The sequence below is a fragment of the Marinobacter sp. LQ44 genome (genome assembly GCF_001447155.2).
GTDB lineage: Bacteria > Pseudomonadota > Gammaproteobacteria > Pseudomonadales > Oleiphilaceae > Marinobacter.
In genome coordinates, this window is the sequence record NZ_CP014754.1 from 1541351 (window position 1) to 1566142 (window position 24792).

The following is a 24792-nucleotide window of genomic DNA, read 5'->3' on the forward strand; positions in this document are numbered from 1 at the left end:
CAAACCATAGTGCCAATGCATGATACCGATGTGCGCCCTTACGTGGCCTGCGCAAATGAAAACGGTTACAATCTGACCCACTTTAAATTCGCTACTTTCGCAATCAACCGGACGAAATGATGACCGAGACGCGCAAGCCCACTGCACTGATTATTCTCGACGGCTGGGGCCACCGGGACCCAGCTGAAGACAATGCCATTTCTAACGCCCAGACCCCGTTCTGGGACAAGCTCTGGCAGAATCAGCCCAAGACCCTGATCAACACCTCAGGGATGTTTGTGGGGCTGCCCCAGGGCCAGATGGGCAACTCCGAAGTAGGCCACATGAACCTGGGTGCCGGCCGGGTGGTCTATCAAAGCCTGACGCGTATCGACAAAGACCTTGAAGACGGCAAGTTCCAGAGCAACAACGCCCTGTGTAACGCCATTGATAAAGCCGTAGCCAATGGCAAGGCCGTTCACATCATGGGCCTGCTGTCCCCCGGCGGCGTACACAGCCACGAAGACCATATGCTGGCTGCCGCAGAGGTTGCCGCGGCCCGTGGTGCCAAAGAGGTGTACATTCATGCGTTCCTGGACGGCCGTGACATGCCCCCGCGCAGTGCTCGCCCGTCCCTGGAAAAAGCCGCAACCAAAATGAAAGCCCTGGGCGTTGGCCGGGTGGCGACTATCGTGGGCCGCTACTTTGCCATGGACCGCGACAACCGCTGGGATCGGGTGGAAGCCGCTTACAACGCCATGACGTTGGGCGAGGCGGAATTCACGTTTGAAGATCCGCTCACCGCGCTGGATCAAGCCTATGAGCGGGGCGAAAACGACGAGTTCGTAAAAGCCACTCACATTCGCGCCGAAGGCCAGCCGGAAGGCACCATCAACGACGGCGATTCAGTACTGTTCATGAACTTCCGGGCCGACCGCGCACGGGAAATGACCCGCACCTTCGTGGAACAGGACTTCGACGGTTTTGACCGCCGAAAACACCCGGCACTGGCCGACTTTGTGATGCTGACCGAATACGCGGCAGACATCAAAACCTCCTGCGCCTACCCGCCGGAGCAGCTGAGTAATGGCCTGGGTGAATATATGGCCGCGCTTGGCAAAACCCAGTTGCGCATCGCTGAAACCGAAAAGTACGCCCACGTCACCTTCTTCTTCAACGGCGGCCTGGAAACCCCGTTTGAGGGCGAAGACCGAATTCTGGTGCCTTCCCCGAAAGTTGCCACCTACGACCTTCAGCCGGAAATGAGCGCACCGGAAGTCACCGACAAGCTGGTCGAAGCCATCAAGAGCGGCAAGTACGACCTGATCGTATGCAACTACGCCAACGGTGACATGGTTGGCCATACCGGCAAACTGGACGCTGCCATCAAAGCCGCTGAGTGCCTGGACCAGTGCGTGCAGCGAGTGGTGGAAGCCCTGGACGAGGTGGGCGGTGAAGCGTTGATTACCGCCGACCACGGCAACTGTGAGCAGATGACCGACCCGAACTCAGGCCAGGTGCATACCTCCCACACCATCGGCCCGGTGCCGCTGGTTTACACTGGCCACCGCAAGGTCACCCTCAAGGATGGCGGCAGCCTGTGCGATATAGCACCGACCTTGCTCGCCCTGATGGGCGATGAAAAGCCAAAGGAAATGTCCGGGCACAGCCTGGTCGATTTCAGCTGATCCGGCTGCCGGAATACGTGTTCTCGCGGCTCGCCATACTGGTGCTGGCCCTCATACTGGGGGCCACGCCACTGCATGCCCAGCAGGAAGTCACGCCGGCCCAGGTCGAAGCGCTTAAAAAGCGTATCGCCACTATCGACAAATGGCTGGTCAGCGCCGAGAAGAACCGGTCCGACCTTGAAAAGCAGCTGGTTGCCACCGAACGCAGAATCAGCGACCTGACCCGTGAGCGCCGCGAACTTCGGGCCCGGGCGGATGAGCAGCAACAACGGCTTGGCGAACTGCAAACGCAGGAAAACGAGCTGGCCGACACCCTCGACAAACAACGGGACAGCCTGAAGAAACAAATACGCGCCGCCTGGATGGAAGGCGATGCACCAGCCCTGAAAGTTCTCCTCAATGAAATCGAGCCGGGCATGATCGCCCGCACCCTGACCTACTACGAATATCTCAGCAAAGATACCGTTGAACGGCTGGAAGCCTTCCTGGCCAGTCTTCAGGAACTCAAAGCCGCCCGCGCGGCCGTCCAGGCCAGCCGGGTGGAACTGGCGAAAACCGAAAGCAATCTTGAGCAGCGCCAGAAGCAACTGGCAGACACTCGCAAGGAACGGGAACAAACCCTGGCGGCCCTGAATGCCGATATCCGTACCCGCCGAGGCGAGAGGGATGATCTGGAGGCAGATCGCAAGCGTCTGGAGCGGCTGCTGGAAGAGGTTCAGGAAGCCATTGCCAACATTCCCGCCCCCAACGAGTCGCGCCCCTTTAAATCGTTGCGCAACCGCCTGCCATGGCCGGTTCAGGGCCGGGTTGTGAGCAACTACGGTGCAACCTACGCCGATGGCAAGCTTCGCCGTAATGGCCTCATCATGAACACCTCGGAAGAAGCCGAGGTCAAAGCCGTACACTACGGCCGGGTCGTCTTCGCCAACTGGCTTCGCGGTTTTGGTCTGATGACCATCATCGACCACGGCGACGGATATATGACATTGTATGGTCATAGCAGCAGCCTGTTCACCGCCCCCGGGGACTGGGTAGGTGCTGGCGAAACCATTGCCCTGGCCGGGCGCACCGGAGGCACGGAAGATCCGGCGGTGTATTTTGAAGTGCGCCAGAACGGCAAACCGGTCAACCCCCGCAGCTGGCTTGGCAAACCCTGAACCAAAGGGCTGACAAACACCGCGCCGGGCGCCATACTGTCTGGAGCCTAGGCGGAAACACAACAGGATATGTGAATGAAACGGGTTAGAAGTACTCTCCAGATCTCACCACTACGTGCCATCGCACTTGCCACCTGTTGTCTGGCCGCCCCCGGACTGGCCCTGGCACAAGACCAGGAAGCCCAGACCCAGCAAATTCTCGAAGGCATCCAGAACGGCGAGCGGGTACAGATTCAGCTCCCTGACCCGGAAGAACAACTGCCCCTGGATGACCTGAGGAAGTTCACCGAAGTCTTCAGCCGTATTAAAGCCGCCTATGTGGAAGAGGTGTCAGACCGCAAACTCCTCGAAAGCGCCATCAAAGGCATGTTGTCTGACCTGGACCCCCACTCTACCTACCTGGCCCCCAAGGATTACGAGGAACTGGAAGAAAGTACCTCCGGTGAGTTTGGCGGTCTGGGCATTGAAGTGGGTATGGAAAACGGCTTTGTAAAAGTCATTGCCCCCATTGACGACACCCCCGCTCACAAAGCCGGTGTGCTGGCGGGCGACCTGATCATCAAACTGGACGAAAAACCAGTCAAAGGCATGTCGCTTGAGGAAGCCGTGAAACTCATGCGCGGCAAACCGGGCACGGTACTGACCCTTACCATCATGCGAGAGGGCGAAAGCGCCCCGATTGAGATCGACGTTACCCGCGATGTCATCAAGGTAACCAGCGTTAAATCCCGGATGATTGAAAACGGTTACGGCTACGTTCGTATTACCCAGTTCCAGGCCGAAACCGGGCGGCAGTTCCGCCAGGCCCTGACCAAACTGGAAGAAGAGCACGGCGGCGACCTGGATGGTCTGATTATCGACGTGCGCAATAACCCGGGCGGCGTCCTCCAGGCAGCCGTCGAAACCGCAGATGCCTTGCTGGATGAAGGTCTGATCGTTTACACCGAGGGGCGCATCCAGAGTTCACGGCTTCGCTTCAGCGCCAAAGCCGGTGACATTATGGAAGGCACCCCCATCGTTGTTCTGATCAACGGAGGCTCCGCCTCCGCCTCCGAGATCCTCGCCGGTGCGCTGCAGGATCACCGCCGGGCGGTCATCATGGGCACAAAGTCGTTCGGCAAGGGCAGTGTGCAAACGGTTATCCCGCTGGACGAAACCCACGCCATCAAGATGACCACAGCCCGCTACTACACCCCGGAAGGCCGTTCAATCCAGGCTACCGGTATCAAACCAGACATTGAGGTGCGACCCGCCGAGCTGACCGAACTTGACGGCCGTCCGTTCTTTACCGAGGCAGACCTCAGCGGTCACCTGCAAGGCCAGGATGAGGAACAGGAACGCCTCGAACGTCAACAACAGGCCGAAACGCCGGCATCGGCAGCAGAGCGCGATTACCAGCTGCGCTCCGCGCTGAACCTGCTTAAAGGCATGAACATTCTCAACCGGCGGGATCAGGGCAAAAGTCAGTGAGGCTATTGAAAACTGTTATTCTGCTGGCTGGCATAATCATGGGGCCAGCGGCTATTGCCGCAAGCCCGGAGGGAGATCGATATCCCCCGACGATTGCCATCATCATTGACGACATGGGCCACAACCTTTACGAGGGGCAGCGGCTGGCAAACATGGAACAGCCATTGACGCTGGCCTTCCTGCCCTACCGCAAACACACCACCTCCCTCGCGAAGATGGCCTACCAGCAGAACAAGGAAATCATGCTGCACGCACCGATGGCCAATACACGGAATTTTGGCCTGGGCCCAGGGGGGCTTACCCCCGATATGGATGAAGTCACTTTTACCAAGACACTTCGGCGCTCTCTGCAATCTATTCCCCATGTCAGCGGGGTCAACAACCACATGGGCAGCCTGCTGACCCAGCAGTTGCAGCCCATGGACTGGGTAATGAAAGAGCTTTACCGATACCCGGTGTATTTTGTTGACAGCCGTACCATCGCCAACTCAATCGCAGGGCAAGTCGCACAGGCCTACCAGATTCCCAGCCTGACCCGGGACGTATTCCTGGACCACGAACAAACCGAAGAGTTTGTAGACCAGCAGTTCCAGCTTCTGATCAAAACCGCCAAAGAAAAAGGCACTGCCATCGGCATTGGCCACCCCCACAAAGTGACCGTGGATTATCTGGAGGAGCACTTGCCGAAACTGGATGAACAGGGCATTGCGGTGGCGACCGTGAGCGGCATCTGGGCCATGCGCAATGGCAACCGGGAGATGTTTGCAGAGGGTGAGAAACAGCCGGTGGTGTTGTCTGTTGCCCAAAGTGACAAGGACTAGTTTTTGCCACGGACACACACGGAATCACACGGACAACAACAAAGTTATTTTTCTCTTTTGTCCGTGAACGTCTGTGAGTGTCCGTGGCAAAAAAGTCTTTTCAGTCCCGAACTTCAATCCCTTGAGCTTTCATAAAGGCCTTGGCCTCGGGAATGGTGTGCTGACCGAAGTGGAAGATGGAGGCTGCCAGTACCGCATCGGCACCACCCTGAGTAACGCCATCCGCCAGATGCTGCAGCTCACCCACACCACCTGAGGCAATCACCGGCACCGCCACGGCATCACTGATGGCTCGTGTCAGCCCCAGATCAAAACCGATCTTGGTGCCGTCGCGGTCCATGCTGGTCAGCAGCAGTTCACCCGCCCCCAAATCCACCATCTTTTTAGCCCATTCAACGGCATCCAGGCCGGTGGGCTTACGGCCGCCGTGGGTGAAGATTTCCCAACGCGCTTCTTCCCCTTCTGCGCTTACCTGCTTGGCGTCAATGGCCACCACAATGCACTGCCGGCCAAAACGCTCCGCTGCTTCCCGCACAAACTCCGGGTTGAACACCGCGGCCGTGTTGATGGAGACCTTGTCGGCCCCGGCATTGAGCAGCTTGCGGATGTCATCGACGGTGCGCACACCGCCGCCCACGGTCAGCGGAATGAAGACTTCCGCCGCCATGCGCTCGACGGTTTCGTAGGTGGTATCGCGGCTTTCACTGCTGGCGGTGATGTCCAGGAAGGTGATTTCGTCCGCGCCCTGTTCGTTGTAGCGTCGGGCCACTTCAACAGGATCGCCGGCATCGCGGATATCGACAAAGTTGACGCCTTTAACCACGCGGCCTTTGTCGACGTCCAGGCAGGGAATGATGCGTTTTGCCAGTGCCATGATCTGTCCTCAGTTTTTCAGGCTGTCGCAGTAGGCTTGTGCTTCGGCCACATCCAGGGTGCCTTCGTAGATGGCACGGCCGGTGATGGCGCCGATCACGCCTTTGTCAGCCACGGTGGCCAAGCGCTTGAGGTCGTCCATGTTGGTGACGCCGCCGGAGGCGATCACCGGAATGCCGCCCTCTTCTGCCAGCTTGGCGGTGGCTTCCACGTTCACACCCTGCATCATGCCGTCGCGGGCGATATCGGTGTAAACAATGGAGGATACGCCGTCGTTGGCGAAGCGCTTGGCGAGGTCTACCGCCATAACTTCGGAGACTTCGGCCCAGCCGTCGGTGGCTACGCGGCCGTCTTTGGCGTCCAGGCCGACGATGATGTGGCCGGGGAATTCTTTGCACATTTCGGTGACGAATTCGGGCTCTTTAACGGCTTTGGTGCCGATGATGACCCACTGTACGCCGGCCTTGAGATAGGCTTCGATGGTGTCGGCGGAGCGGATGCCGCCACCAATCTGGATTGGCAAATTGGGGTATTTCACGGCAATGGCTTTGACGATTTCGCCGTTGACGGGTTCGCCGGCGAAGGCACCATTGAGGTCGACCAGGTGCAGGCGGCGGGCGCCGGCGTTGACCCATTTGGTGGCCATGTCTACGGGGTCGTCACCGAATACGGTGGAGTCTTCCATGCGGCCCTGGCGCAGTCTTACGCATTTGCCGTCTTTCAGGTCGATAGCGGGGATAATCAGCATTTTGTTCTTCCTCGGAGTTTGCCGTATGGGAGATGGCCGCCCGCCCACTGCTACGGGGAGAGCCCTCCGGGACACGCTGTGAATACGTCCGTGTACGCTTGACTGCAGCATCCCTGCTGCAGACAGTCCCGGAGGGCTCTCCCCGCATCAGCGGGCTACTCGTTTCTTGCCCGCAAAATCATCCGAGCAGCAACGAACGAGTTTCTCCCTCAGCTTTTTCCAGTCCAGTTCGTGAAGTTTTCCAACAACTGCAGGCCTGCCCGGGCGCTTTTCTCCGGGTGGAACTGCGCTGCAAATATGTTGTCTCTTGCCACCGCCGCAGCCAGGTCGACACCGTAACGGGTGCGACCGGCCATGTCGGCGTTGCCGTCGGCTTCGGCGTAGTAGCTGTGCACAAAGTAGAAGCGGTCGCCGTCCGGGATGTTGTGCCAGAGCGGGTGTTCTACGGTGTGGTACACCTGGTTCCAGCCCATGTGGGGCACTTTCAGGCGTTCGCCGTTTTCGGTGAGGTTATCACCGAAGTAGCGGACTTCGGACGGGAACAGGCCGATGCCTTCCACGCCGCCATTTTCTTCGCTGCGGGCCATCAAGGCCTGCATGCCGACGCAGATGCCGAGGAACGGGCGGTCCTGGGAAACTTCTTTGACGAGTTCGACCACGCCCAAACGGTGCATTTCGGCCATGCAGTCGCGGATGGCGCCAACGCCGGGCAGGATCACCCGGTCGGCTTCGCGGATTTTGGCGGCATCGTCTGTAACCAGTACGGTGCAGTCCGGGGCCACGTGCTCCACGGCTTTGCGGGCGGAATGCAGGTTGCCCATGCCGTAGTCGATGATGGCGACGGTCTTCATTGTGGTTCTGTTCCTTTCGGTGACCGGTTACAGGGCGCCTTTGGTGGACGGGGTGATGCCCGCCATGCGCTCGTCCATTTCAATCGCCATGCGCAGTGCGCGGCCGAAGGCTTTGAACACGGTTTCGATCTGGTGGTGGGTGTTCTTGCCCTTCAGGTTGTCGATGTGCAGGGTCACCATGGAGTGGTTGACGAAGCCCTGGAAGAACTCGGCAAACAGGTCTACATCAAACCCGCCCACGCTGGCGCGGGTGTAGGGTACGTCCATGAGCAAACCGGGACGGCCGGAGAGGTCGATGACCACGCGGGACAGGGCTTCGTCCAGGGGCACGTAGGCGTGGCCGTAACGGCGGATGCCTTTTTTGTCGCCCACGGCCTGTTTGAAAGCCTGGCCCAGGGTGATGCCGATGTCTTCCACGGTGTGGTGGTCGTCGATGTGCAGGTCGCCCTTGCAGGTGATGTCCAGGTCTACCAGGCCGTGGCGGGCAATCTGGTCCATCATGTGCTCAAGGAAGGGCACGCCGGTGTCAAAGCAGGCTTTGCCGGTGCCATCGAGGTTGATCTCGACAGAGATCTGGGTTTCAAGGGTATTTCGCTCTACCCGAGCCTTGCGTTCAGCCATGGAGACTCCGTCTAGAAAACAGGCTTGCTACTGTAAACATTCAATTCGCAGATTATACCTGTTAACACAGCCGGAGTCCCGCAACCGCATCAATCGCCCTGATAGCTCAGAACGCGCTCTTCAGGTTATTCATGTAGGTGTCTACAAGGCTGTTGAACTCGTGTTTGATGACCGGGCTGATGGCCAGTTTGAGCAGGCTGGGCAGGGGCACTGTCAGTTGGGCCCTGGTCTGGAAACGCACCTTGGTGGCGTTGTCGCCATTGGCGGTGATGGTCCAGGAGCCGCTGACTTCGGCATTACCCTCACCCTTTACCGGCTCCCAGGTGATTTTGCCGGCGTCTTTGTCCGGGTGGTAGCTGCAGGCGTAGACAGTCTGGATCGCGTGCTTATCAACGCCCACCTTTTCCATTTCCCAGCGGTAGGCGTTGCCACCAAGATCAACCAGCTTGTCGACTTTCGGAAAGTGGCTGACAGAACGGGGAACGTCTGCCAGAAGATCGAAAACATCATCATAGCCTGCCGGAATCTCCAGGTCCCGGTTCAGCTCAATCGATACGGTAATGGCCACAGCCGACTCCTTCTTGTGCTTATTTATGTGCCGGGCGTTCGCGCCGGCCTCGGAAAAGAGGGTATTTTGAACCAAGACTAACGCATTGTCATATTCCTGCACTGTTAATTTACTAACCCTGCGTTATCCTTTGGGTTATTCATCCGTAATAGTCAGGTACCACACCCTGCCGGGAAGAAAAGGAACTCGTACCATGAAAGTTATTCGCTATGCGCTTTATGCCGTGATCGCCCTGATTGTGCTGGCGGTCGCCGCTGTTGCCATTGCCGTTGCCGTGATCAATCCGAATGATTACAAACCCCAGATTGAGGCTGCGGTTGAGAAACACACCAACCTGGATCTAATTCTGGAAGGCGACATTGGCTGGTCTTTCATTCCTCTGGGCCTTGAGCTGAACGATGTCGAAGCAACTCTGGAAGGCGAGCGCCTGGTTGCGCTGGAGCGGCTGGTTGCCCAGATTGATTTCTGGTCACTGATTGCGATGGCGCCGCGGGTGAACACCTTCCTGCTGGATGGCCTGGATGCGCGGCTGGTGGTGAATGAACAAGGCGAAGGTAACTGGACGCGCATCATGCCCGAAGGTGAACCCGCCGAGGCGCCTGAACAGGCGGCAGCGGAGCCAGACACAGCATCCGAGGAAGCCGCAGGCGGCGAGATGCTCGACTTCAACGTTGAGAACATCGAAATCACCAACGCCCGGGTTCACTACAACGACCTGAGCACCGGCCAGTCCGTGACCCTGGAAGATTTCACGGTTTCCGCCAGCAACATCACCCTGGGCTCGGAATTCCCCCTGGATATTCGCTTCAAGGTGGAAACCGCCCAACCGCAGTTTGCCGCTGATGGCAGCATCAGTGCCCGCGTGAACGCTAATCAGGCCCTGAACGAATTTGCGGTATCCGGCCTCAAGGCAGTCTTTGACATGAACGGCGAACCGTTCGGCGGCAAATCCGTTAAGGCCGAAGTAGCCGGCTCGCTGCAGGCCAACCTGGAGCAGGAAACCGCCTCTCTGAACGACTTCACCGCCAGCCTGGCTAACCTGAAGCTGAGCACCAACCTGAATGTTCAAGGCTTTGGCGATCAGCCGGCACTGGATGGCCGCCTGGAGATTGCCAGCTTCTCGCTCAAGCAACTCCTGAGCAATCTGGGCCAGCCGGCGATAGAAACCGACGATCCGGATGTGCTCAAAGCCATTGCACTGTCCACCAACCTTGGCGGCCAGCCGGGCACCGTTGCCCTGAGCGACCTGAAAATCACCCTGGATGACACCACCTTCAACGGCGGCGGCAGCTACAACCTGACCAACGGTGGGCTGACCTTCAACCTGCAGGGCGACAAGATCAACGCCGACCGTTACCTGCCGCCAGCCTCCGATGAAGAAGAAGCTGCTCCACAGCAAGCCGCCGAAGCGGGCCCGGAAGGCGATCTGCTGCCACTGGAAACCCTTCGCGACCTGTTGCTGGATATCGATTTTGGCCTGGGCGAGCTGATCATCAGCAACCTGACTATCAACGAGATCAAGGCCAGCACCACCGCCAAAGACGGCCTGCTGCAAGTGGATGAGTTCAGCGGCAAACTCTATGACGGCAGCTTCGGCGCCAACGTCACCATCGATGCCCGCACAGACAACCCGAAATGGCGGGTTCGCTCTGATGTGACCAATGTAAAAACCTTGCCGTTGCTTACCGACCTTGCCGAAGTAGACATGCTATCTGGCGCGGCCAACCTGAAAGTGGCTGTCGACACCAACGGCAACCGCGTCTCTACCCTGCGCAGCAATGCCAAAGGCGAGATCAGCTTCAACTTGGCCGAGGGCATGCTGCGCAACATGAACCTGACACACATGGCCTGCCAGGGCATTGCGCTGGCCAACCAGGAAACCCTGGGCACCACCGACTGGGGCACCCACACACCCTTCAATGATATGCGCGGCACCCTGAAAATTGATGGCAACACCCTGAACAACACTGACCTGGTTGCCGCACTCGCCGGTATGCGGCTGGAAGGCGACGGCACGGTAGACATGGAACAGAGCCAGCTGGATTACGAACTGGGCCTCAGAATTGTGGGCGAGATTCACCGTGACAATGCCTGCCGGGTAACCGAATACGTACAGAACGTGGTGATTCCGGTGGAATGCCGCGGCAATTTCGTTGAGAACCCCGCAGGCCTGTGCTCATTCGACGGTTCACGTTTCCGTGACACCCTCAAAGACATCGCCGCCAATGCGGCCCGAGCAAAGGTTCGGGAAGAGACAGATCGCGCCAAGCAGCGGGCCGAAGAGAAGGCTCGCGAGGAAATCGACAAGCGCCTGGGCGAAGATGGCGAGCGTGTGCGGGATGCCGTTCGGGGGCTGTTCAACCGATGAGCGACCGGTTCGCCGACCAGCTACTGGCGTGGTACGACCAACACGGCAGGCACAACCTGCCGTGGCACCATAACCGCAACGCATACCGGGTGTGGGTCTCTGAGATCATGCTTCAGCAGACCCAGGTCACCACGGTGATTCCCTACTTCAAAGCCTTCATGGCGAGTTTTCCAGATGTGCATGCCCTGGCCGCCGCACCGGAAGACGATGTCCTCAGCCACTGGTCTGGCCTGGGCTACTATGCCCGCGCCCGCAACCTGCACAAAGCCGCCAAACAGGTGGTTGAGGAATTCGGGGGCGAGTTCCCCTGCGACCAGGAGCAACTCGAATCCCTCACCGGCATTGGCCGCTCAACCGCCGCCGCCATCATTGCACAGGCCTTCGGAAAACGGGCCACCATTCTGGATGGCAACGTAAAACGGGTTCTCGCCCGCTATCACGCCATACCCGGGTGGCCGGGGCAAACCCAGGTGCTCAACACACTCTGGGAACACGCCGAAACGCATACGCCCGATGACCGGGCCAGAGACTACACCCAGGCCATCATGGACCTGGGCGCCATGGTGTGCACCCGCAGCAAACCCGCCTGCGACACCTGCCCCATCAGCGATGGCTGTGCAGCCAGGGCGCGCAATGAGGTAAAGCTTTACCCAGGCTCAAAGCCGAAAAAAGCCAAACCGGAAAAAACCACCTGGATGCTGATCCTGGAAGACGGCGAAGGCCGCATCCTGCTGGAGCGCCGGCCACCCAGCGGCATCTGGGGCGGCCTGTGGAGCCTGCCGGAACTGGACCCGGCCTACGGCTCGGAGGAACTGCAGGAAGCCTGTGAGAAAGAACTGGGTATCACCTGCCAGGATCCGGACCTGATCAGCGGTTTCCGGCACACCTTCAGCCATTACCACCTGCACATCCAACCCGCGCGACTGCCAGTCATAGACGTATCCGGCATTGCCGATTCCGACAGGCACCGCTGGCTGCATCGTGATGAAGCATTGTCTCTGGGCCTGCCGGCCCCCATTCGCACCCTGCTGACAGAACCAGAGCAAGCCGCCCTGCTCTGACCCCAGCAATTGCCGATGCTCAAGTCACACCCGGAATTGATCTGTTATCATTCGCCAAACTGAACATCAACACAGGAGCCGCCATGAGCCGCACCGTATTCTGCCGCAAATACCAGAAAGAAATGGAAGGCCTGGCCATGCCCCCCATGCCCGGCCCCAAAGGCCAGGAGATCTATGACAACGTCTCCAAACAGGCCTGGGAAGAATGGCAGAACCAGCAGACCATGCTGATCAATGAAAAGCACCTGAGCATGATGGACCCGAACAACCGGAAATACCTTCAGGCCCAGATGGAACGCTTCTTCAACAACGAGCCATTCGACAAGGCCGAGGGCTACGTTCCACCGGAAAAATAGCCAAACTGATCAAGGCCTGAACAACCGGAAAAGATTCTGAAATTTTTTGCCGGGCGGCCTTGACTACCCAACCCTAAACCGGTTTAATAGCGCCCCGTTGCAGCACATAGCTCAACACGCCCGGATAGCTCAGTTGGTAGAGCAGGGGATTGAAAATCCCCGTGTCGGTGGTTCGATTCCGCCTCCGGGCACCATTAAGAATTCTGACGAAACCCGCCTTGTGCGGGTTTTGTTGTTTAAGGTGTCCACCCCTTTCTAGAACTCTCCTCTCTCATGCCGTTCCGCGATATCTTTGAAGACATCCAGCAAGCCTTGCTCAAACAACCACGGATCGCCCATTTTGAACATCTGGCACCAGTTGTCATCGGGACCAAACGATGTGTGCTCGAAACGGTTCAGATTGTCCAGCGAGTACCCCGCTATCCCTTTTAGCAGGCTACCGTATTGAGCTCCTCGGGTTACACCCAGCATTTCACCGTCAACTTCTTCCTCGATAGTAATAGCACCTCGGGGAACAGCATTCGGGTGATCCGGTTCGAGAAAAAAGCGCTTAAGCGTCTCTACAAACCATCTAGCAGCGCCCATCGGGAATTCATACTGCGCGGTTGCGAATTCGCCCGGGTCATCATCACCTAGTTTAACCCACACTTTCTGGCCAAATATTAGATGACGTTCCACAGCAAAAACATGCCAGGGCGCTGTGTCGTCCTCCGGATTCATGACCTTGGCGACACGATAATACCCTTCGGGAGGGTTTTCAGGGTCAATAATCGGCCACTCGGGCAGTTTCGGGTATGCCATTCTTAAGCTCCAAAATTAATCGGTTCAAGGTCCACCAGCTCCACCCACTGCGTGCCGCCTTCCATTCCCGTCATCTGCCGGAAGGTTTTGGGGTTCTTATGTAAACTGAATGCTTCCACAACGCCATACACCGGCTGTTCCGTGGTCGAGTTGGTCGTTTTGGTCAGGCCATTACCAGTAAAGTGCTCATTAGCGCCTGTACTGTTCTGAATACTTATTCGAGTATTAAATTTCTTTATCCCGTCCTGGCCAAGCCCCGCCTTTCTCAAATACGCCTTACGTATTTGCGGGTTGGCCCAAGCGGGTGGAGGCATGTTACTGATTAACGATTCATACTCCCCCGCATAGTCAGGCGTCATAACCTCCTTCGTCAAAGCAGGATTTTCGACCTTGCCCGGCAACTTATCGTCAACAAACTTCGTGAGATTTCCGTATGTGGGAACAATCGTCTCAGCATCCGCATACCTAACTGCGTCCGCCTGATCGATGATGGCCAGCTTGTACTTGGCATCTGGCTTGTAATTCACACCCATCGCTTCAGTGATCAATTTAGGGTCCGTATCCAGGTGCGCTATTTGATCAAAACTCGTTGACCAGACCTGCACACCGGCCGGACCTTCCTTACCCAATGTTCCGTTGTGGGGGCCATTTCGATGCACATGGGGCTCTTCTACCAAGCGGACAATGAACTTCTCGTCTGCAAAACCCTCTTGAGCGATGCGGTGCAGCTGTGCCTGGGTGTACTTGGGCGAAGGGGCCTTGCCATTGGCGATGATGGAATTCCGAGCATCTCCTAAAAGCTTCTTTGCCTCGTCAAAGGACCTGGGCAGCACTTTCCCTGGCCTCGTGCTTAGCTGGACGGGGTCGGGATCCACGCCCTTTGGACGCGGCGATGCTTCAGCCTCAAAACGATTTTTCCTGTTCAGGTCGAAATCGCGCCATATCTTGCGCAACCCTTGAAGCTTTAGCGCCTCGGCAAATCGCCCGAATGCCGGCCCGAGCCCCGCCAGAATCCGAGCATGTCGGATACGGCTGGACGCCTGCGCCGCATTACCCGCTCCCAATGTGGTTGCCGCCAGCAAACCGGCCAAAACCAGCTCAAACGCTATCGCTCCGAAAATGTAGGCATAATCGGTATGGTGCTGAATGGCGGCATAATCGGTTACAAAGTCTTTCAGAGCAGCGCTGAGCTGAGCATCCGTCATAACCAGACTGGCCAACTCATATGCTTTTGCAATGTCCTCCCGACTGATGTCAGAGGGAGAGAACCCAATCGCTCGCACCCATCGCTCCCGGCGCGTGTCGTCATAGAGATTGTAGAAGGTCTCGTACCAGCTGCTGGCTCCGTTATCCTGGTTTGCAGACCATGCTGATTTAAGCCCGTCCATCAATGTTTTGGTTGGATTAGCCAAATCACTGACGCCAACCACAAAATCAAACAGGCCGATCCCCGCGTCATAAGCGCCCTGAAACACCGCTCCGGTGCTCACCAGAGCCTTTTCGTGGCGAGGCATCTGCTGGTAGACCGTTTCCCGGGCCTCGTAGTCCTTCCTTTCCTGCTCCAGCAGGCGCTGGAGGCCCGCTATGATTGTCTTGCGTTCTTGCCGGACCACATCGTCTGTGGCGCTTGAGCCCAGTCTGACGGTGGCAAACCGGCCATGCAGGCCCTCCACCGAAGCGGCACCCTGATGGTCCAGAACTCCGGTGACGCTTTCAAAATCCGTTCCTACCTCAAACGGCAGGTTCGCTACACCAGTGCCATCCGGCCAGCGATACTCAATGATCAGGCTATAGGGGCCTTTACCTGGTACGGGCTCCGCAACCGGCTCTGGTGCAAGCTGATAGTTTTGGGCGGCAGGCGCATGTAAGGAGTCTGATCGAACTCCTGGCCCGGCACTACCGCCGGTGGGCCAACGGTCTCGCAAACGGCTTGCCAGAGACGCCGGCAAATCAGAGCGGAGGTGTTCCGGACTGGCTGTGCGTTTGGTGAAGATACCAAAGGCTGCGCTATCCAGGCGGCCCAGAACCAGTTGGCCGCTTTGCAAGGCATCCAGTATTGCCTGGCGCTCACTGCTGGATGATTGCTCAAGGGCGCGATAGCCCCCATCCGGAGGTGGCTCTATGTGAGCACCCTGGTAACCGCGTGAAAAATAATCCTGTGCGATGGACACCGCGTCGGAAGGGTGTAGTAACGACGGCAAAATCCTCTCGGTGAAGCCGTAGCCACCAGCAACGTATAACTGATAGGACACTGTTCCGTTTCCTTGTCCGTTGATCTATCCCTACGCTCTCCTGAGCGATATGGAACATACCTCTTGCGCCTCAAGAAATGCAAGCACCATGCGTGATCAACCACACAAACCTTCTGTAACCTAACGATATGGGCTAACCTAAAGCCACAAAACCACGCAAAACCAGATGGTTGCAATCAAGAAGTAACGGCGGCGAGCGAGACCCGCCGCCATCTGGCCGCAGCTATTGTTGAACAAGGACTTTCAGCATGACTACCGAATACAACGTGTACTGTGACGAATCCTGCCATCTGGAGAACGACGGCCAGAAAGCAATGGTGTTGGGGGCGGTCTGGTGCCCCAAAGATAAACGGCTGGAAATTGCCGAGCGAATTCGAGAAATCAAACAGAAACACGGCCTCGAACGGGGTTTTGAAATCAAATGGACCAAGGTGAGCCCATCAAAGTTTGCCTTCTATCAGGACATCATTGATTACTTTTTCGACGATGACGACCTGCATTTCCGTGGCCTGGTCGTTCCGGACAAAAGTGTGCTGGACCATGAAAGGCATCGACAGGACCACGACGAGTGGTACTACAAGATGTATTTCACAATGCTGAAAACCGTCTTTGACCCGGATTCACGCTACTACGTCTACATCGACATTAAAGACACCCTGGGTCATGAGAAGGTCGAAAAGCTTCAGGACATTCTGTGCACCAATGTATACGACTTCTCCCGCAAAATGATTGCAGACGTTAAACGGGTTCACTCCCATGAAGTCGAGCACCTGCAGATAGCGGACTTGCTGATAGGTGCCCTGTCCTATCTGCACCGCGAATTATCCGGAAATAGCGCCAAAGAAGCTCTCATCGCCAGAATCCGGCAGCGTAGCGGCTATCGGCTAACACTGAATACAATGATGCGCGAGCTGAAGTTTAATCTTTTGATTTGGAGCAGCAGGATTTGACCATGGATGGAACACCCGAGTAGCTACCCGAACTGGAGCTGTTTTCTGACTATGGCGGTGACTGGGAGCAGTACCTTGATGCGATTTACCAAATCTTTTGCCGGGATTTCGTGGACTCCAAGCCACTCTTCCGGGGACAGCGTCTGGCGTTAAAACGGCACCCGGTCATAGACGGGAAGGAGGCAACCTTCTGGCACATGACCAGCGAAGGCAGCGCGGAATCAGAAAGAACACCGGATTTCAGGCGATGTGAACGAATCCGCTGGCCGCGTCCTGTCATCGAAAACGAGAATGACCCGGCCTTGAAAGTGTGGTCAGAGAAACGAGGCAACGAAAACCGGATTCATCTGTGGTTTGAGGCGGAAGGCTATCTCGTCGTTTTAGCTGAGCGCGCAACCTACACACTCCCCTGGACGGCCTTCTACATCGAACGCCAACACCAACGGTACAAGTACACAAAACGCTGGAAACGAAACACAGGCAGGAAATAAGGCTGGCCGCGCCCTCGAAGAGGACGGGGCCGTAACTCCTTCCACACTTACGCCCGAGGGCTGGTAGATGAGCTGTTCCGAACTATAGTGCTACCTCAGGCTAATTTCAATGACCTTTCGGCCACTTCGTATACAAAGGCGTTGGAATACACGCTGAGTAAAGCAAGAAAACATTTTGACGGAAAGGCATCATGGACCATCTGATAATCGTCAAAACTCCGGAGGAGCACGAGGCGGCTCTGGAGCGCCTTATGGCACTGATGGAGGCTGATCCAGAAGAGGACTCCCGGGAAGCTGAAGAACAAAGATCTCGTTCCCTTTATCGGCTCGGCTTCCAAGGTGAGTGAAGTGCTTAATGGTGGCCGCGCCTGTCGAAAACGCAGGCAATAAAAAACCCCGCAGCGGCTTCACTGCAGAGCAGATCAACCGATTGGGGCCGTGTTGAGACGAATAATAGACAAGCGTCGAAAATCACTCAAGTGTGGTTTACCCCAAAAGCGACAACTCCGCCGCTATGTAATGGCCAATCATACTCGCCAGTCCGTCCGCCATTTCATCGAAACTGACCATCGGGTCCGGGTCAGACAAATGACGGATAACGGCGAATATGCCGCCATTAATTCCGATGTAGGTGATCGCTGGAATGCGGCTAACCCGAAGGGTTTCCGGGTGCTCCATCAGGTAGCGCATGATGACGTTATTGAGCACCTTGTAGAGCGGGTCCAGGTGGAGCTCAAAGTCCACCGCCATGGCGTATCGCACACACTTGAGGTACCGGCCATCGTCCTGCTCAAGAAAACTCCGGAACTGGTTCAGCAATGTGCGAATGGCCTCATCAATGGGCATCTGTACCAGGGTTGGCGTTAAGGGCTTGATCATCGCCGCTGTGTCGGAGATGAAGCGTTGGCTCATGGCGTTGAAGATCGACTGTTTGTTCTCGAAGTATTCATAAAGCGAACCTACCCCCACACCTGCTATTTCAGCGATGTGTCGTGTTGTTGTGTCAGCCGGCCCGCGCTGACTCAGGGCAATAAATCCGGCTTCTACGATCGCGTCCACCGTGGCGCGCGAGCGATCCTGTTTTGGTTTTCTGGGCATAATTTTCCGAATTGAATCCGAACAAGCGTTCGCTCTAATCTGCAGTCAGCAGGGCGCAAACACAAGCAGGGCAAGGCTTTCAGGCCTATTCGGCACAGGTTTTGTCCCTTTCGGGCGGCACAAGCCCTGGCAGCGTCACACTTACATCAAAACTGCGGAAATCTTCATGTTCAATAAATCTCTGACTAAAAATGCTCGTGCAGTCATCACTGGCGCTGGCAGCGGCATCGGCAAAGCGCTGGCACTGGAGCTCGCCCGGCGCGGGGGCCTTGTGGTGTGCTCTGACATCAACCTGGACGCCGCGGAACAAACCGCCAGCGAAGTCCGCCGCCTCGGTGGCCAGGCATGGGCGGTCGCCTGTGATGTCAGCAAGCTGGAACAGGTACAGGCGCTGGCTGATAAAGCCGACGAGTTGCTGCCGGAACCGGTCAACCTGGTGATTAACAACGCGGGCGTTGGTGTGGGCGGTAAAACCATTGGCGAAACGTCTATCGAAGACTGGGAGTGGACGGTCAACATCAACCTGTGGGGCGTGGTCTATGGCTGCCATGTGTTCGCGCCCCTGCTGCGCCTGCAGGAGCAGGCCGGCATTATCAATGTGGCCTCAACCGCCAGCTTCTCCGCGGCTCCGCTTATGGGCCCCTATAACGCCACCAAGGCGGCTGCGCTGGCGATATCAGAAACCCTGGCGGCAGAACTCTCCGGCACCGGCGTCAGCGTCACCGCGCTGTGCCCTACCCTCGTGAAAACCAACATCTCGGCCAACGGCCGCATACAGGGCGAATCCAATGACCTGTTTAACCGGCTGATGGACCGCATCGGCATGTCCGCCGACAAGGTTGCTCGCATGGCTCTGGATGGCCTGGATAACAAACAGCTGTACGTCATGCCACAGGTCGATGCCCGCATGATCTGGCGAATCAAACGTCTGCTGCCGAATTCCTATGCAGCGATCACGGGGCTTATTAATCGCCGGATGACGTCCAAGTTCGTCTGATGACAGGCCTTAACCCTCCCCACAAGCCAGGAGACTGACATGGCAAAGATTGATCTCGATAACATGCTGGAAAAGATCAAAAACACTCAGTGGAGCCTGTCGGATGTCGACTGGGATGCTCCGGGCGCTGAGCTGATTACCCCTGAACAGTGGCCAAAACTGAAAGCCTTCATGGCAGACCTTATGTGGATCGAGCACGTGGGTGCCAGGGCCTTTGCGGCGATGGCCAAGAAGGCCCCGGACGACACCCTGCGCCAGATTTACACCTATTTCCACGCCGAAGAACAGCGCCACGCCAACGCCGAAATGGCCTTAATGAAACGCTGGGGCATGCTGGAAGATGGCGAATTGCCGGAGCCAAACAATAACCTGAGGCTGGTCATTGAGTGGCTGGACAGGTTTGCCGATGATCAGCCGGTCTATGTGCTGGGCACCGTGGTACCCATGCTGGAAATCGCGCTCGACGGCGCACTGTGCAAGTTCCTCCTCGATACGGTAGACGACCCGGTGTGCCACCAAGCCTTCGAACTGATCAATGGTGACGAGGCCCGCCACCTTGGCGTGGGTTTCACCGTGATGGAAATGCAGGGCCATGGCAAAACCTACATCGAGCTTATTCGGATGACCGCGCAGCTGATGGACCCGAGACTGATTCTGGGCATTGCCTCTTACTTTCCGCTGCTTAACAAGATGCGGGACAACATTGTCGAGATGGGCTTGCCTGAGGAGAAGCTGTACGAGGCCATGCGGAAGTTCGAGAAGATCGGCGGGCGTACTGTCGATGGTCGAAGGAACCCCTGGTTCCAGATCATCAAGCACCACGGCCGGTTCGTGGTCGACCGCAAAAAACGCTTCTACCACGCGCCCATTGATGCCCTGGTGAAGGTGGCTGACGTCATCCCAAGGAAGGCGTTTCCGGCCGTACCCAGCTGGGTCAAAGAGATCACCTATCACCCGACCGCCTGACCACCGTTTACGAGATTGCCTGATGAAGAACAACCAACCGCTTGCTCAACAGCAGCCGCCCGCCGACGCATTGATTATCGGCGCCGGCTTTGCCGGCCTGGGCACCGCCATTCGCCTGCAACAGCAGGGCATTCGCAACATAACCATTCTGGAGCGATCAGACGATGTTGGAGGCACCTGGCGAGACAATCAGTATCCGGGGGCTGCCTGCGACATCCCCTCCAATCTCTATTCTTTCTCGTTCGCCCAGAACCCGAACTGGTCCCGAAGTTTCTCGGGAAGCCGGGAAATTCTGGAATACATCCATCACCTGGTGAATCACTTCAACCTTCGGCAATACATCCGGTTCCACCAGAATGTCAGCAACCTGGCCTGGGACCAGAACAAAGGCCTCTGGCAGGCAACGACCACGGATGGCGATGTGTTTTCAGGGCGCACCGCAGTGATGGCCCAGGGGCCGCTTTCCAACCCCGGTTGGCCCGGTATCGCCGGCCTGGACGAGTTTGAGGGCAAGAAGATACACAGCGCCGCCTGGGATCATGATTACGACCTCAAGGGCAAACGCATCGCGGTGATCGGCACGGGTGCCAGCGCCATACCACCTGGCCGATAGACCGGATCAGCCAACACGGAATCCGCACAGTAGAGGGCATCGAGCACCAGTTCGACTGCATTGTGTTTGCCACCGGCTTTGAGGTGAGTAACGCCGGTACACCGTTCCCGATTACCGGCATCGGCGGTCGCTCACTGAACGAGGAATGGAAGCGAGGCGCCCAGGCGTACAAGAGCATCAACGTGTCGGGCTATCCCAATCTGTTTTTCACCTTTGGGCCAAACTCCGGGCCAGGCCACAATTCTGCGCTCGTCTACATGGAATCCCAGATGGATTACATCGTCCGGAGCATTCGCACCATCAAGAGCCTCAAGCTCAAAGCCCTGGATGTTCGGCAATCAGCCCAGGACGACCACAACCGAAGCATCCAGAGCCGGCTGGCCAAAACCAACTGGAATTCCGGATGCCAAAGCTGGTACCTCACCGAGGATGGATTCAACGCGACGATGTACCCCGGCTTCGCAACACAATACGCAAAGCAGATGGCCGATCTGGAGCTAAAGGATTACCGCCTGCTGGCGAGCGAGACCGTTTAAGGCCGCCCGACAGCCTCCTGAGCCCGGGTACCCGGATACAACCAGGCTATCAGCAAACTGACCAGGCTCGATGCCAGCAAGGCGCCAAGGAATGGCGCCAGCGTCGGGATGCTGTCCGGAAAGCTCGCCGCCAGAGCTCCTGCGGTGAAGCTCCCCTGGCTCACCCAGCCGGGAAGCACGGCACCGAGCAACCCGGCCAGACCACCAGCCACTGCAGCCAGCGGTGACATACGGCGCCACAATCCCAGCAGCACCGGCACCACAATCGCCGCACACAGCAAGTCTGCAATCAGGAACAGCCGAAGCACAGAGAAGCCCTGAAGCGCCACCCAGACCACCGGCACCATCAGTATCACTGTCGCCCAGCGGGCAGCACGTACTGACAGGCCGCGCCTTCCCGAACTGGCCACCGCCATGGATGCAATGGCGTTCTGCAAAGTATCGACACTGGAGGCCACCAGCGTCACCGCCAGAACCAGCGCCGGCAAAGCAAGCCAGGCGGGCGCGGCGGAGAGCAACGCGAAGAATGGAATGGGAGGCTCGCCCAGCGGTAATGCATGCACGGCCGCCAGCATCCCCAGGCCACCAATGGCCATCACCACCATGAACGTGCTGATGCCGCCCAACACCGCGCCGCGCCCAAGGGCACGGTCCGTTTCAGCTGCCCACACTCGCTGCCAATAGCCCTGATGAAACAGGTTGGCGGCAGTCACCGCAATCACCAGAGTGAGCGCCACAGACAGCGCACTGCCAACCGGCACGGAAGGCATGACTGCCTCTGTTGGCATGGAGGGCAGCCAGTACCAGGCCACACCACCCACCAGCAGCAACAGGGCCAACAACAACCTGGCCTGCCAACGGTCAGTGGCCAGGCTCGCCCTCAATCCACCGACAGAGGTATAAATGAGGGTGACCAGTGCCACACCGAGAATCACCAACGCGGGCGGCACATCGGAAAGCAGCGCGGCAATGGCGCCGATAGCGGTGAGTTCCGCCGCCAGGAAACAGGCCATGTAGGCGACCGAAACCATCGACACCCAGCGCCTGACACCGGCACCGTAGCAAGCCTCGGCAAACTCGCCGATACTCCGGCCTGCCGGTAGCCGCTTACGGATGGCAGGGCCATAGAATCCCAGCACCAGAAACGGCAACGCGGAGCCGACCGCATAACCCGCCAGCGCCACAGGCCCCACAAACGCACCAATCTCCGGTGGCGCGAAAAGAATCCACGCCCCCATGCCCGAGGCCAGGAACGATAGCCCGATGGCCTGTGCGCTCTGAGAGTTTCGGGCGGTGACATAGTCATCCAGCAGACCGTCCGCCCGTCTTGCGCGCAGACCAAGAACCGCAAAACCAAGGAGTGCCGCGCTGAGCACGGCAACCGTTAGATAGAACAAGTCGCACTTCCTCCGCCGGTATTAACCGGATCAGGTTCCGGGGTCGGCACTTGGCCCACTCACTGGCGCATGGCTTTGAGCGCATCCGCCCACTTGGCCAGCTCGGCCAGCATACTGCCCCCCGAACTGGTGTGGTGGTCTGCCGGCTGGAATCTGCGATTATCATCCAGCAGTTCCCAGGGCATCTGCACCATCACGCTCTCAACCATGGGCATCATCTTCACCGTCGTAACCAGTTGTTTGGCCATCTGCGCGGAACGCAGGCCGCCGGAAACACCTCCATAACTGACAAAGGCACAGGGCTTGTAATTCCACTCGTTGTACACATAGTTGATCGCGTTCATGAAGGAGGGTGGCGGGCAGAAGTTGTATTCGGGAATCACGAACACGTAGGCATCTGCCTTGGCGACGCTCTCAGACCAGGCCTTGGTGTGGTCGTGCTGGTACTTCTGCTGGCGGGGGTGGTTAGGTTCGTCATAAACCGGGAGGTTAAACTCCGCCAGGTCTACCAGCTCGCTGGAAAAGCTGCCCTGCTCGTTGGCAAAACCGTTAAACCATTCGGCGATGGATGGGCCAACACGGCCAGGGCGGGTGCTGCAGATGATCGTTTGTAGCTTGAGAGGCATACCGGATTTCCTTCTTCAGTCATTGTTCAGTTTTGCTGATAAGCCGGGACAAAAACTTGTCCAAATCCCTCACCTCCTCCAGACAAAGGCTATGTTCCATACCATAGCAGTAATACTCCGGCTCATACCCAAGTTCCTGCAGCTTTTGCTGCGCCGCAAGGCCCAGATGCTCCGCTACAATCGGATCAAATCGGCCGTGCCCTATAAAGATCGGCAGCTTGCGATTGGCCTCACTTAACTGAATGGAGTCAGCCGTAGCGAAGTAGGTAGACAGCGCAAACAGGCCACCCAGCCGCTCCGGGTAACTCAGCGCCAGCTCATAGGCCACAGCGCCACCCTGGGAGAAACCACCCAGAATAACGTTCTCGCTGGCAATACCCCGTTCCCGTTCCTGCTGAATAAGCTCGGCCACCATGCCGGCAGAAGCACGTAGTTGCTCAGTATCTACCTTACGGTCCACATCCATGGCCAGGATGTCGTACCAGGCAGGCATGACCATTCCGCCGTTGATGGTCACCGGCAGCTCGGGGGCGTGGGGGAAGATAAAGCGGACCGGCTGCTCTTGGGAGAAGCGGAATTCCGGAACCACGGGTTCGAAATCATGGCCGCTGGCGCCCAGGCCATGTAGCCAGATAATGGTGATTTGGGGGTTGTCGCCGGTATCGATTTGCAGGGTGTTCAGGGCTGTCATCGGGCCTCCGGAAGGTCAGGTAATGACCGGCGACTTTAACATTTTCTGAGTCAGCGAGCCCAAAGATCCTTGCGGATGCTCACCCACAGCTTACGAAACTCGACGGCGGCCGGGCTATTTGGCGCCAGCAGTTCAAGCGGCTGTCCTTCCTCTCCCATGCGTTCAACCGCACTGGCATAGGGCACCGCCGCTGGAACTTGGTGCCCGAACAACTCACTCCCTTGGGCCAGTATCTCCCTGTGCAAATTCTTGCGCCGGTCCACCATCGAAAAAAACGGCCGCAGCTTCTTGTTCCCCAGCTTCTTGTCTTTCACAAACTCCCGTAACTGGTTCCAGCTGTTTAGTGAAAGCCAGGTTGGCACCAAAGGCACGTAGACCTTGTCCGCCACCTCCAGTACCTGTTCGGTCAGCCGGGAAAGCGTTGGCGGGCAGTCCAGGATAACCAGACTGGTATCCTCTGAAAGCGGTGCCAGCAGATCCTTCAGGGCGTTGTGCCCTTCTTCCTGCTCCAGCTTGATATCGAAGTTACGAAAGCTGCTGTGGGCGGGAATGAAATCCAGGTTGGGGTAGACGTTTTCGTGGATGAAGCGGGCGATGGGGGATTTGCCTTCCAGCAGTTTGGACAGCTTGCGGCCCTTGACCATCTCGGCGCCGGCCAGGTAGAAGCTGGCAGCTCCTTGCGGGTCCAGATCCCAAAGCAGGGTGCTGATATTCTCGCGGCTGGCAAGGTAGGCCATGTTGACGGCAGCGGCAGTTTTACCCACGCCACCTTTGGGGCTATAGAAGGCAATTATTCTCATGACGGAGGCTCCT

At 57.6% G+C, this 24792-nt stretch carries 26 protein-coding genes and 1 tRNA gene; 15 read left to right on the forward strand and 12 right to left on the reverse strand.

Features of this window, described 5'->3' with window-relative positions; genetic code table 11:
* The first annotated feature begins 119 nt into the window (after nucleotides 1–119).
* The 4 genes from gpmM (at nucleotide 120) to ASQ50_RS07290 (ending at nucleotide 5115) form a co-directional block, all read left to right on the forward strand.
* A complete protein-coding gene (gene gpmM / locus ASQ50_RS07275; RefSeq protein ID WP_058090489.1) occupies nucleotides 120–1667 on the forward strand; it encodes a 2,3-bisphosphoglycerate-independent phosphoglycerate mutase in 1548 nt (515 codons plus the stop codon).
* Nucleotides 1668–1684: 17 nt separating this feature from the next.
* Nucleotides 1685–2824 (forward strand): peptidoglycan DD-metalloendopeptidase family protein, encoded by a 1140-nt coding sequence (locus ASQ50_RS07280; RefSeq protein WP_227513276.1) that lies wholly within the window; start codon nucleotides 1685–1687, stop codon nucleotides 2822–2824.
* A gap of 75 nt (nucleotides 2825–2899) precedes the next feature.
* Nucleotides 2900–4294 carry a S41 family peptidase gene (locus ASQ50_RS07285; protein ID WP_058090488.1) on the forward strand — a complete coding sequence of 465 codons (1395 nt, stop codon included), beginning with the start codon at nucleotides 2900–2902 and terminating at the stop codon, nucleotides 4292–4294.
* Between the two features lie 38 nt (nucleotides 4295–4332).
* Nucleotides 4333–5115 (forward strand): divergent polysaccharide deacetylase family protein, encoded by a 783-nt coding sequence (locus ASQ50_RS07290; protein WP_156510056.1) that lies wholly within the window; start codon nucleotides 4333–4335, stop codon nucleotides 5113–5115.
* A gap of 100 nt (nucleotides 5116–5215) precedes the next feature.
* Here the strand turns inward: ASQ50_RS07290 and hisF are convergent, their stop codons facing one another.
* The 5 genes from hisF to ASQ50_RS07315 all read right to left on the reverse strand — a co-directional run bounded on the left by hisF (nucleotide 5216) and on the right by ASQ50_RS07315 (nucleotide 8776).
* Entirely contained in the window at nucleotides 5216–5989 is a 774-nt protein-coding gene (hisF, locus tag ASQ50_RS07295; protein ID WP_058090486.1) for an imidazole glycerol phosphate synthase subunit HisF, read from the reverse strand.
* A 9-nt stretch (nucleotides 5990–5998) separates the two neighbouring features.
* Nucleotides 5999–6736, reverse strand: coding sequence for a 1-(5-phosphoribosyl)-5-[(5-phosphoribosylamino)methylideneamino]imidazole-4-carboxamide isomerase (gene hisA / locus ASQ50_RS07300; RefSeq protein ID WP_058090485.1), 738 nt, complete (start codon nucleotides 6734–6736; stop codon nucleotides 5999–6001).
* Nucleotides 6737–6945: 209 nt separating this feature from the next.
* Complete coding sequence (gene hisH, locus ASQ50_RS07305) at nucleotides 6946–7587, reverse strand: imidazole glycerol phosphate synthase subunit HisH (protein ID WP_058090484.1); 642 nt, start codon at nucleotides 7585–7587, stop codon at nucleotides 6946–6948.
* Between the two features lie 27 nt (nucleotides 7588–7614).
* The gene (gene hisB, locus ASQ50_RS07310) at nucleotides 7615–8208 is read right to left on the reverse strand and encodes an imidazoleglycerol-phosphate dehydratase HisB (protein WP_058090483.1); all 594 of its coding nucleotides are present in this window, start codon (nucleotides 8206–8208) and stop codon (nucleotides 7615–7617) included.
* 106 nt (nucleotides 8209–8314) lie between these two features.
* On the reverse strand, nucleotides 8315–8776 hold the full coding sequence (locus ASQ50_RS07315; RefSeq protein ID WP_058090515.1) for an SRPBCC family protein: 462 nt from the start codon (nucleotides 8774–8776) through the stop codon (nucleotides 8315–8317).
* 193 nt (nucleotides 8777–8969) lie between these two features.
* Between ASQ50_RS07315 and ASQ50_RS07320 the strand changes: the two genes are divergently transcribed.
* The 4 genes from ASQ50_RS07320 (at nucleotide 8970) to ASQ50_RS07335 (ending at nucleotide 12755) form a co-directional block, all read left to right on the forward strand.
* Complete coding sequence (locus ASQ50_RS07320) at nucleotides 8970–11144, forward strand: AsmA family protein (RefSeq protein WP_058090482.1); 2175 nt, start codon at nucleotides 8970–8972, stop codon at nucleotides 11142–11144.
* Nucleotides 11141–12205, forward strand: coding sequence for an A/G-specific adenine glycosylase (gene mutY, locus ASQ50_RS07325; protein WP_058090481.1), 1065 nt, complete (start codon nucleotides 11141–11143; stop codon nucleotides 12203–12205). The genes ASQ50_RS07320 and mutY overlap by 4 nt, the downstream gene beginning before the upstream one ends.
* An 83-nt stretch (nucleotides 12206–12288) precedes the next feature.
* Nucleotides 12289–12561, forward strand: coding sequence for an oxidative damage protection protein (locus tag ASQ50_RS07330; RefSeq protein WP_058090480.1), 273 nt, complete (start codon nucleotides 12289–12291; stop codon nucleotides 12559–12561).
* Between the two features lie 118 nt (nucleotides 12562–12679).
* Nucleotides 12680–12755 (forward strand) — tRNA-Phe (locus ASQ50_RS07335).
* 61 nt (nucleotides 12756–12816) lie between these two features.
* Here the strand turns inward: ASQ50_RS07335 and ASQ50_RS07340 are convergent.
* Entirely contained in the window at nucleotides 12817–13362 is a 546-nt protein-coding gene (locus tag ASQ50_RS07340; protein ID WP_058090479.1) for a hypothetical protein, read from the reverse strand.
* 2 nt (nucleotides 13363–13364) lie between these two features.
* Entirely contained in the window at nucleotides 13365–15614 is a 2250-nt protein-coding gene (locus ASQ50_RS07345; protein WP_058090478.1) for a hypothetical protein, read from the reverse strand.
* 248 nt (nucleotides 15615–15862) lie between these two features.
* On the opposite strand from ASQ50_RS07345, the gene ASQ50_RS07350 reads away from it, so the two are divergent.
* From ASQ50_RS07350 to ASQ50_RS20970, 3 genes are all read left to right on the forward strand, one after another.
* Entirely contained in the window at nucleotides 15863–16564 is a 702-nt protein-coding gene (locus tag ASQ50_RS07350; protein WP_058090477.1) for a DUF3800 domain-containing protein, read from the forward strand.
* Nucleotides 16565–16761: 197 nt separating this feature from the next.
* On the forward strand, nucleotides 16762–17055 hold the full coding sequence (locus ASQ50_RS21190; protein WP_197492724.1) for a hypothetical protein: 294 nt from the start codon (nucleotides 16762–16764) through the stop codon (nucleotides 17053–17055).
* Between the two features lie 191 nt (nucleotides 17056–17246).
* Nucleotides 17247–17402, forward strand: a complete 156-nt coding sequence (locus ASQ50_RS20970) for a hypothetical protein (protein WP_156509984.1) — start codon at nucleotides 17247–17249, stop codon at nucleotides 17400–17402.
* A 139-nt stretch (nucleotides 17403–17541) separates the two neighbouring features.
* On the opposite strand, the gene ASQ50_RS07360 is transcribed toward ASQ50_RS20970, so the two are convergent.
* Nucleotides 17542–18153, reverse strand: a complete 612-nt coding sequence (locus tag ASQ50_RS07360) for a TetR/AcrR family transcriptional regulator (RefSeq protein ID WP_058090475.1) — start codon at nucleotides 18151–18153, stop codon at nucleotides 17542–17544.
* 166 nt (nucleotides 18154–18319) lie between these two features.
* On the opposite strand from ASQ50_RS07360, the gene ASQ50_RS07365 reads away from it, so the two are divergent.
* The 4 genes from ASQ50_RS07365 (at nucleotide 18320) to ASQ50_RS21395 (ending at nucleotide 21265) form a co-directional block, all read left to right on the forward strand.
* Nucleotides 18320–19150: an SDR family NAD(P)-dependent oxidoreductase gene (locus ASQ50_RS07365; RefSeq protein ID WP_058090474.1), complete on the forward strand. Its 831-nt coding sequence runs from the start codon at nucleotides 18320–18322 to the stop codon at nucleotides 19148–19150.
* Between the two features lie 39 nt (nucleotides 19151–19189).
* The gene (locus ASQ50_RS07370) at nucleotides 19190–20116 is read left to right on the forward strand and encodes a hypothetical protein (RefSeq protein WP_058090473.1); all 927 of its coding nucleotides are present in this window, start codon (nucleotides 19190–19192) and stop codon (nucleotides 20114–20116) included.
* Nucleotides 20117–20138: 22 nt separating this feature from the next.
* Nucleotides 20139–20729 carry a flavin-containing monooxygenase gene (locus ASQ50_RS21390; RefSeq protein ID WP_227513278.1) on the forward strand — a complete coding sequence of 197 codons (591 nt, stop codon included), beginning with the start codon at nucleotides 20139–20141 and terminating at the stop codon, nucleotides 20727–20729.
* 83 nt (nucleotides 20730–20812) lie between these two features.
* Nucleotides 20813–21265, forward strand: a complete 453-nt coding sequence (locus ASQ50_RS21395) for a hypothetical protein (RefSeq protein WP_227513279.1) — start codon at nucleotides 20813–20815, stop codon at nucleotides 21263–21265.
* Here ASQ50_RS21395 and ASQ50_RS07380 read toward each other — a convergent pair.
* The 4 genes from ASQ50_RS07380 to ASQ50_RS07395 are packed head-to-tail and all read right to left on the reverse strand — an operon-like array spanning nucleotide 21262 to nucleotide 24779.
* The gene (locus ASQ50_RS07380) at nucleotides 21262–22662 is read right to left on the reverse strand and encodes a hypothetical protein (protein ID WP_058090472.1); all 1401 of its coding nucleotides are present in this window, start codon (nucleotides 22660–22662) and stop codon (nucleotides 21262–21264) included. The two genes, ASQ50_RS21395 and ASQ50_RS07380, sit on opposite strands and share 4 nt — an antisense overlap.
* A gap of 59 nt (nucleotides 22663–22721) precedes the next feature.
* Nucleotides 22722–23288 carry an NADPH-dependent FMN reductase gene (locus ASQ50_RS07385; RefSeq protein ID WP_058090471.1) on the reverse strand — a complete coding sequence of 189 codons (567 nt, stop codon included), beginning with the start codon at nucleotides 23286–23288 and terminating at the stop codon, nucleotides 22722–22724.
* A 19-nt stretch (nucleotides 23289–23307) separates the two neighbouring features.
* Nucleotides 23308–23979: an alpha/beta hydrolase gene (locus ASQ50_RS07390; protein ID WP_058090470.1), complete on the reverse strand. Its 672-nt coding sequence runs from the start codon at nucleotides 23977–23979 to the stop codon at nucleotides 23308–23310.
* 50 nt (nucleotides 23980–24029) lie between these two features.
* A complete protein-coding gene (locus ASQ50_RS07395; protein WP_058090469.1) occupies nucleotides 24030–24779 on the reverse strand; it encodes a ParA family protein in 750 nt (249 codons plus the stop codon).
* Between the last annotated feature and the right edge of the window lie 13 nt (nucleotides 24780–24792).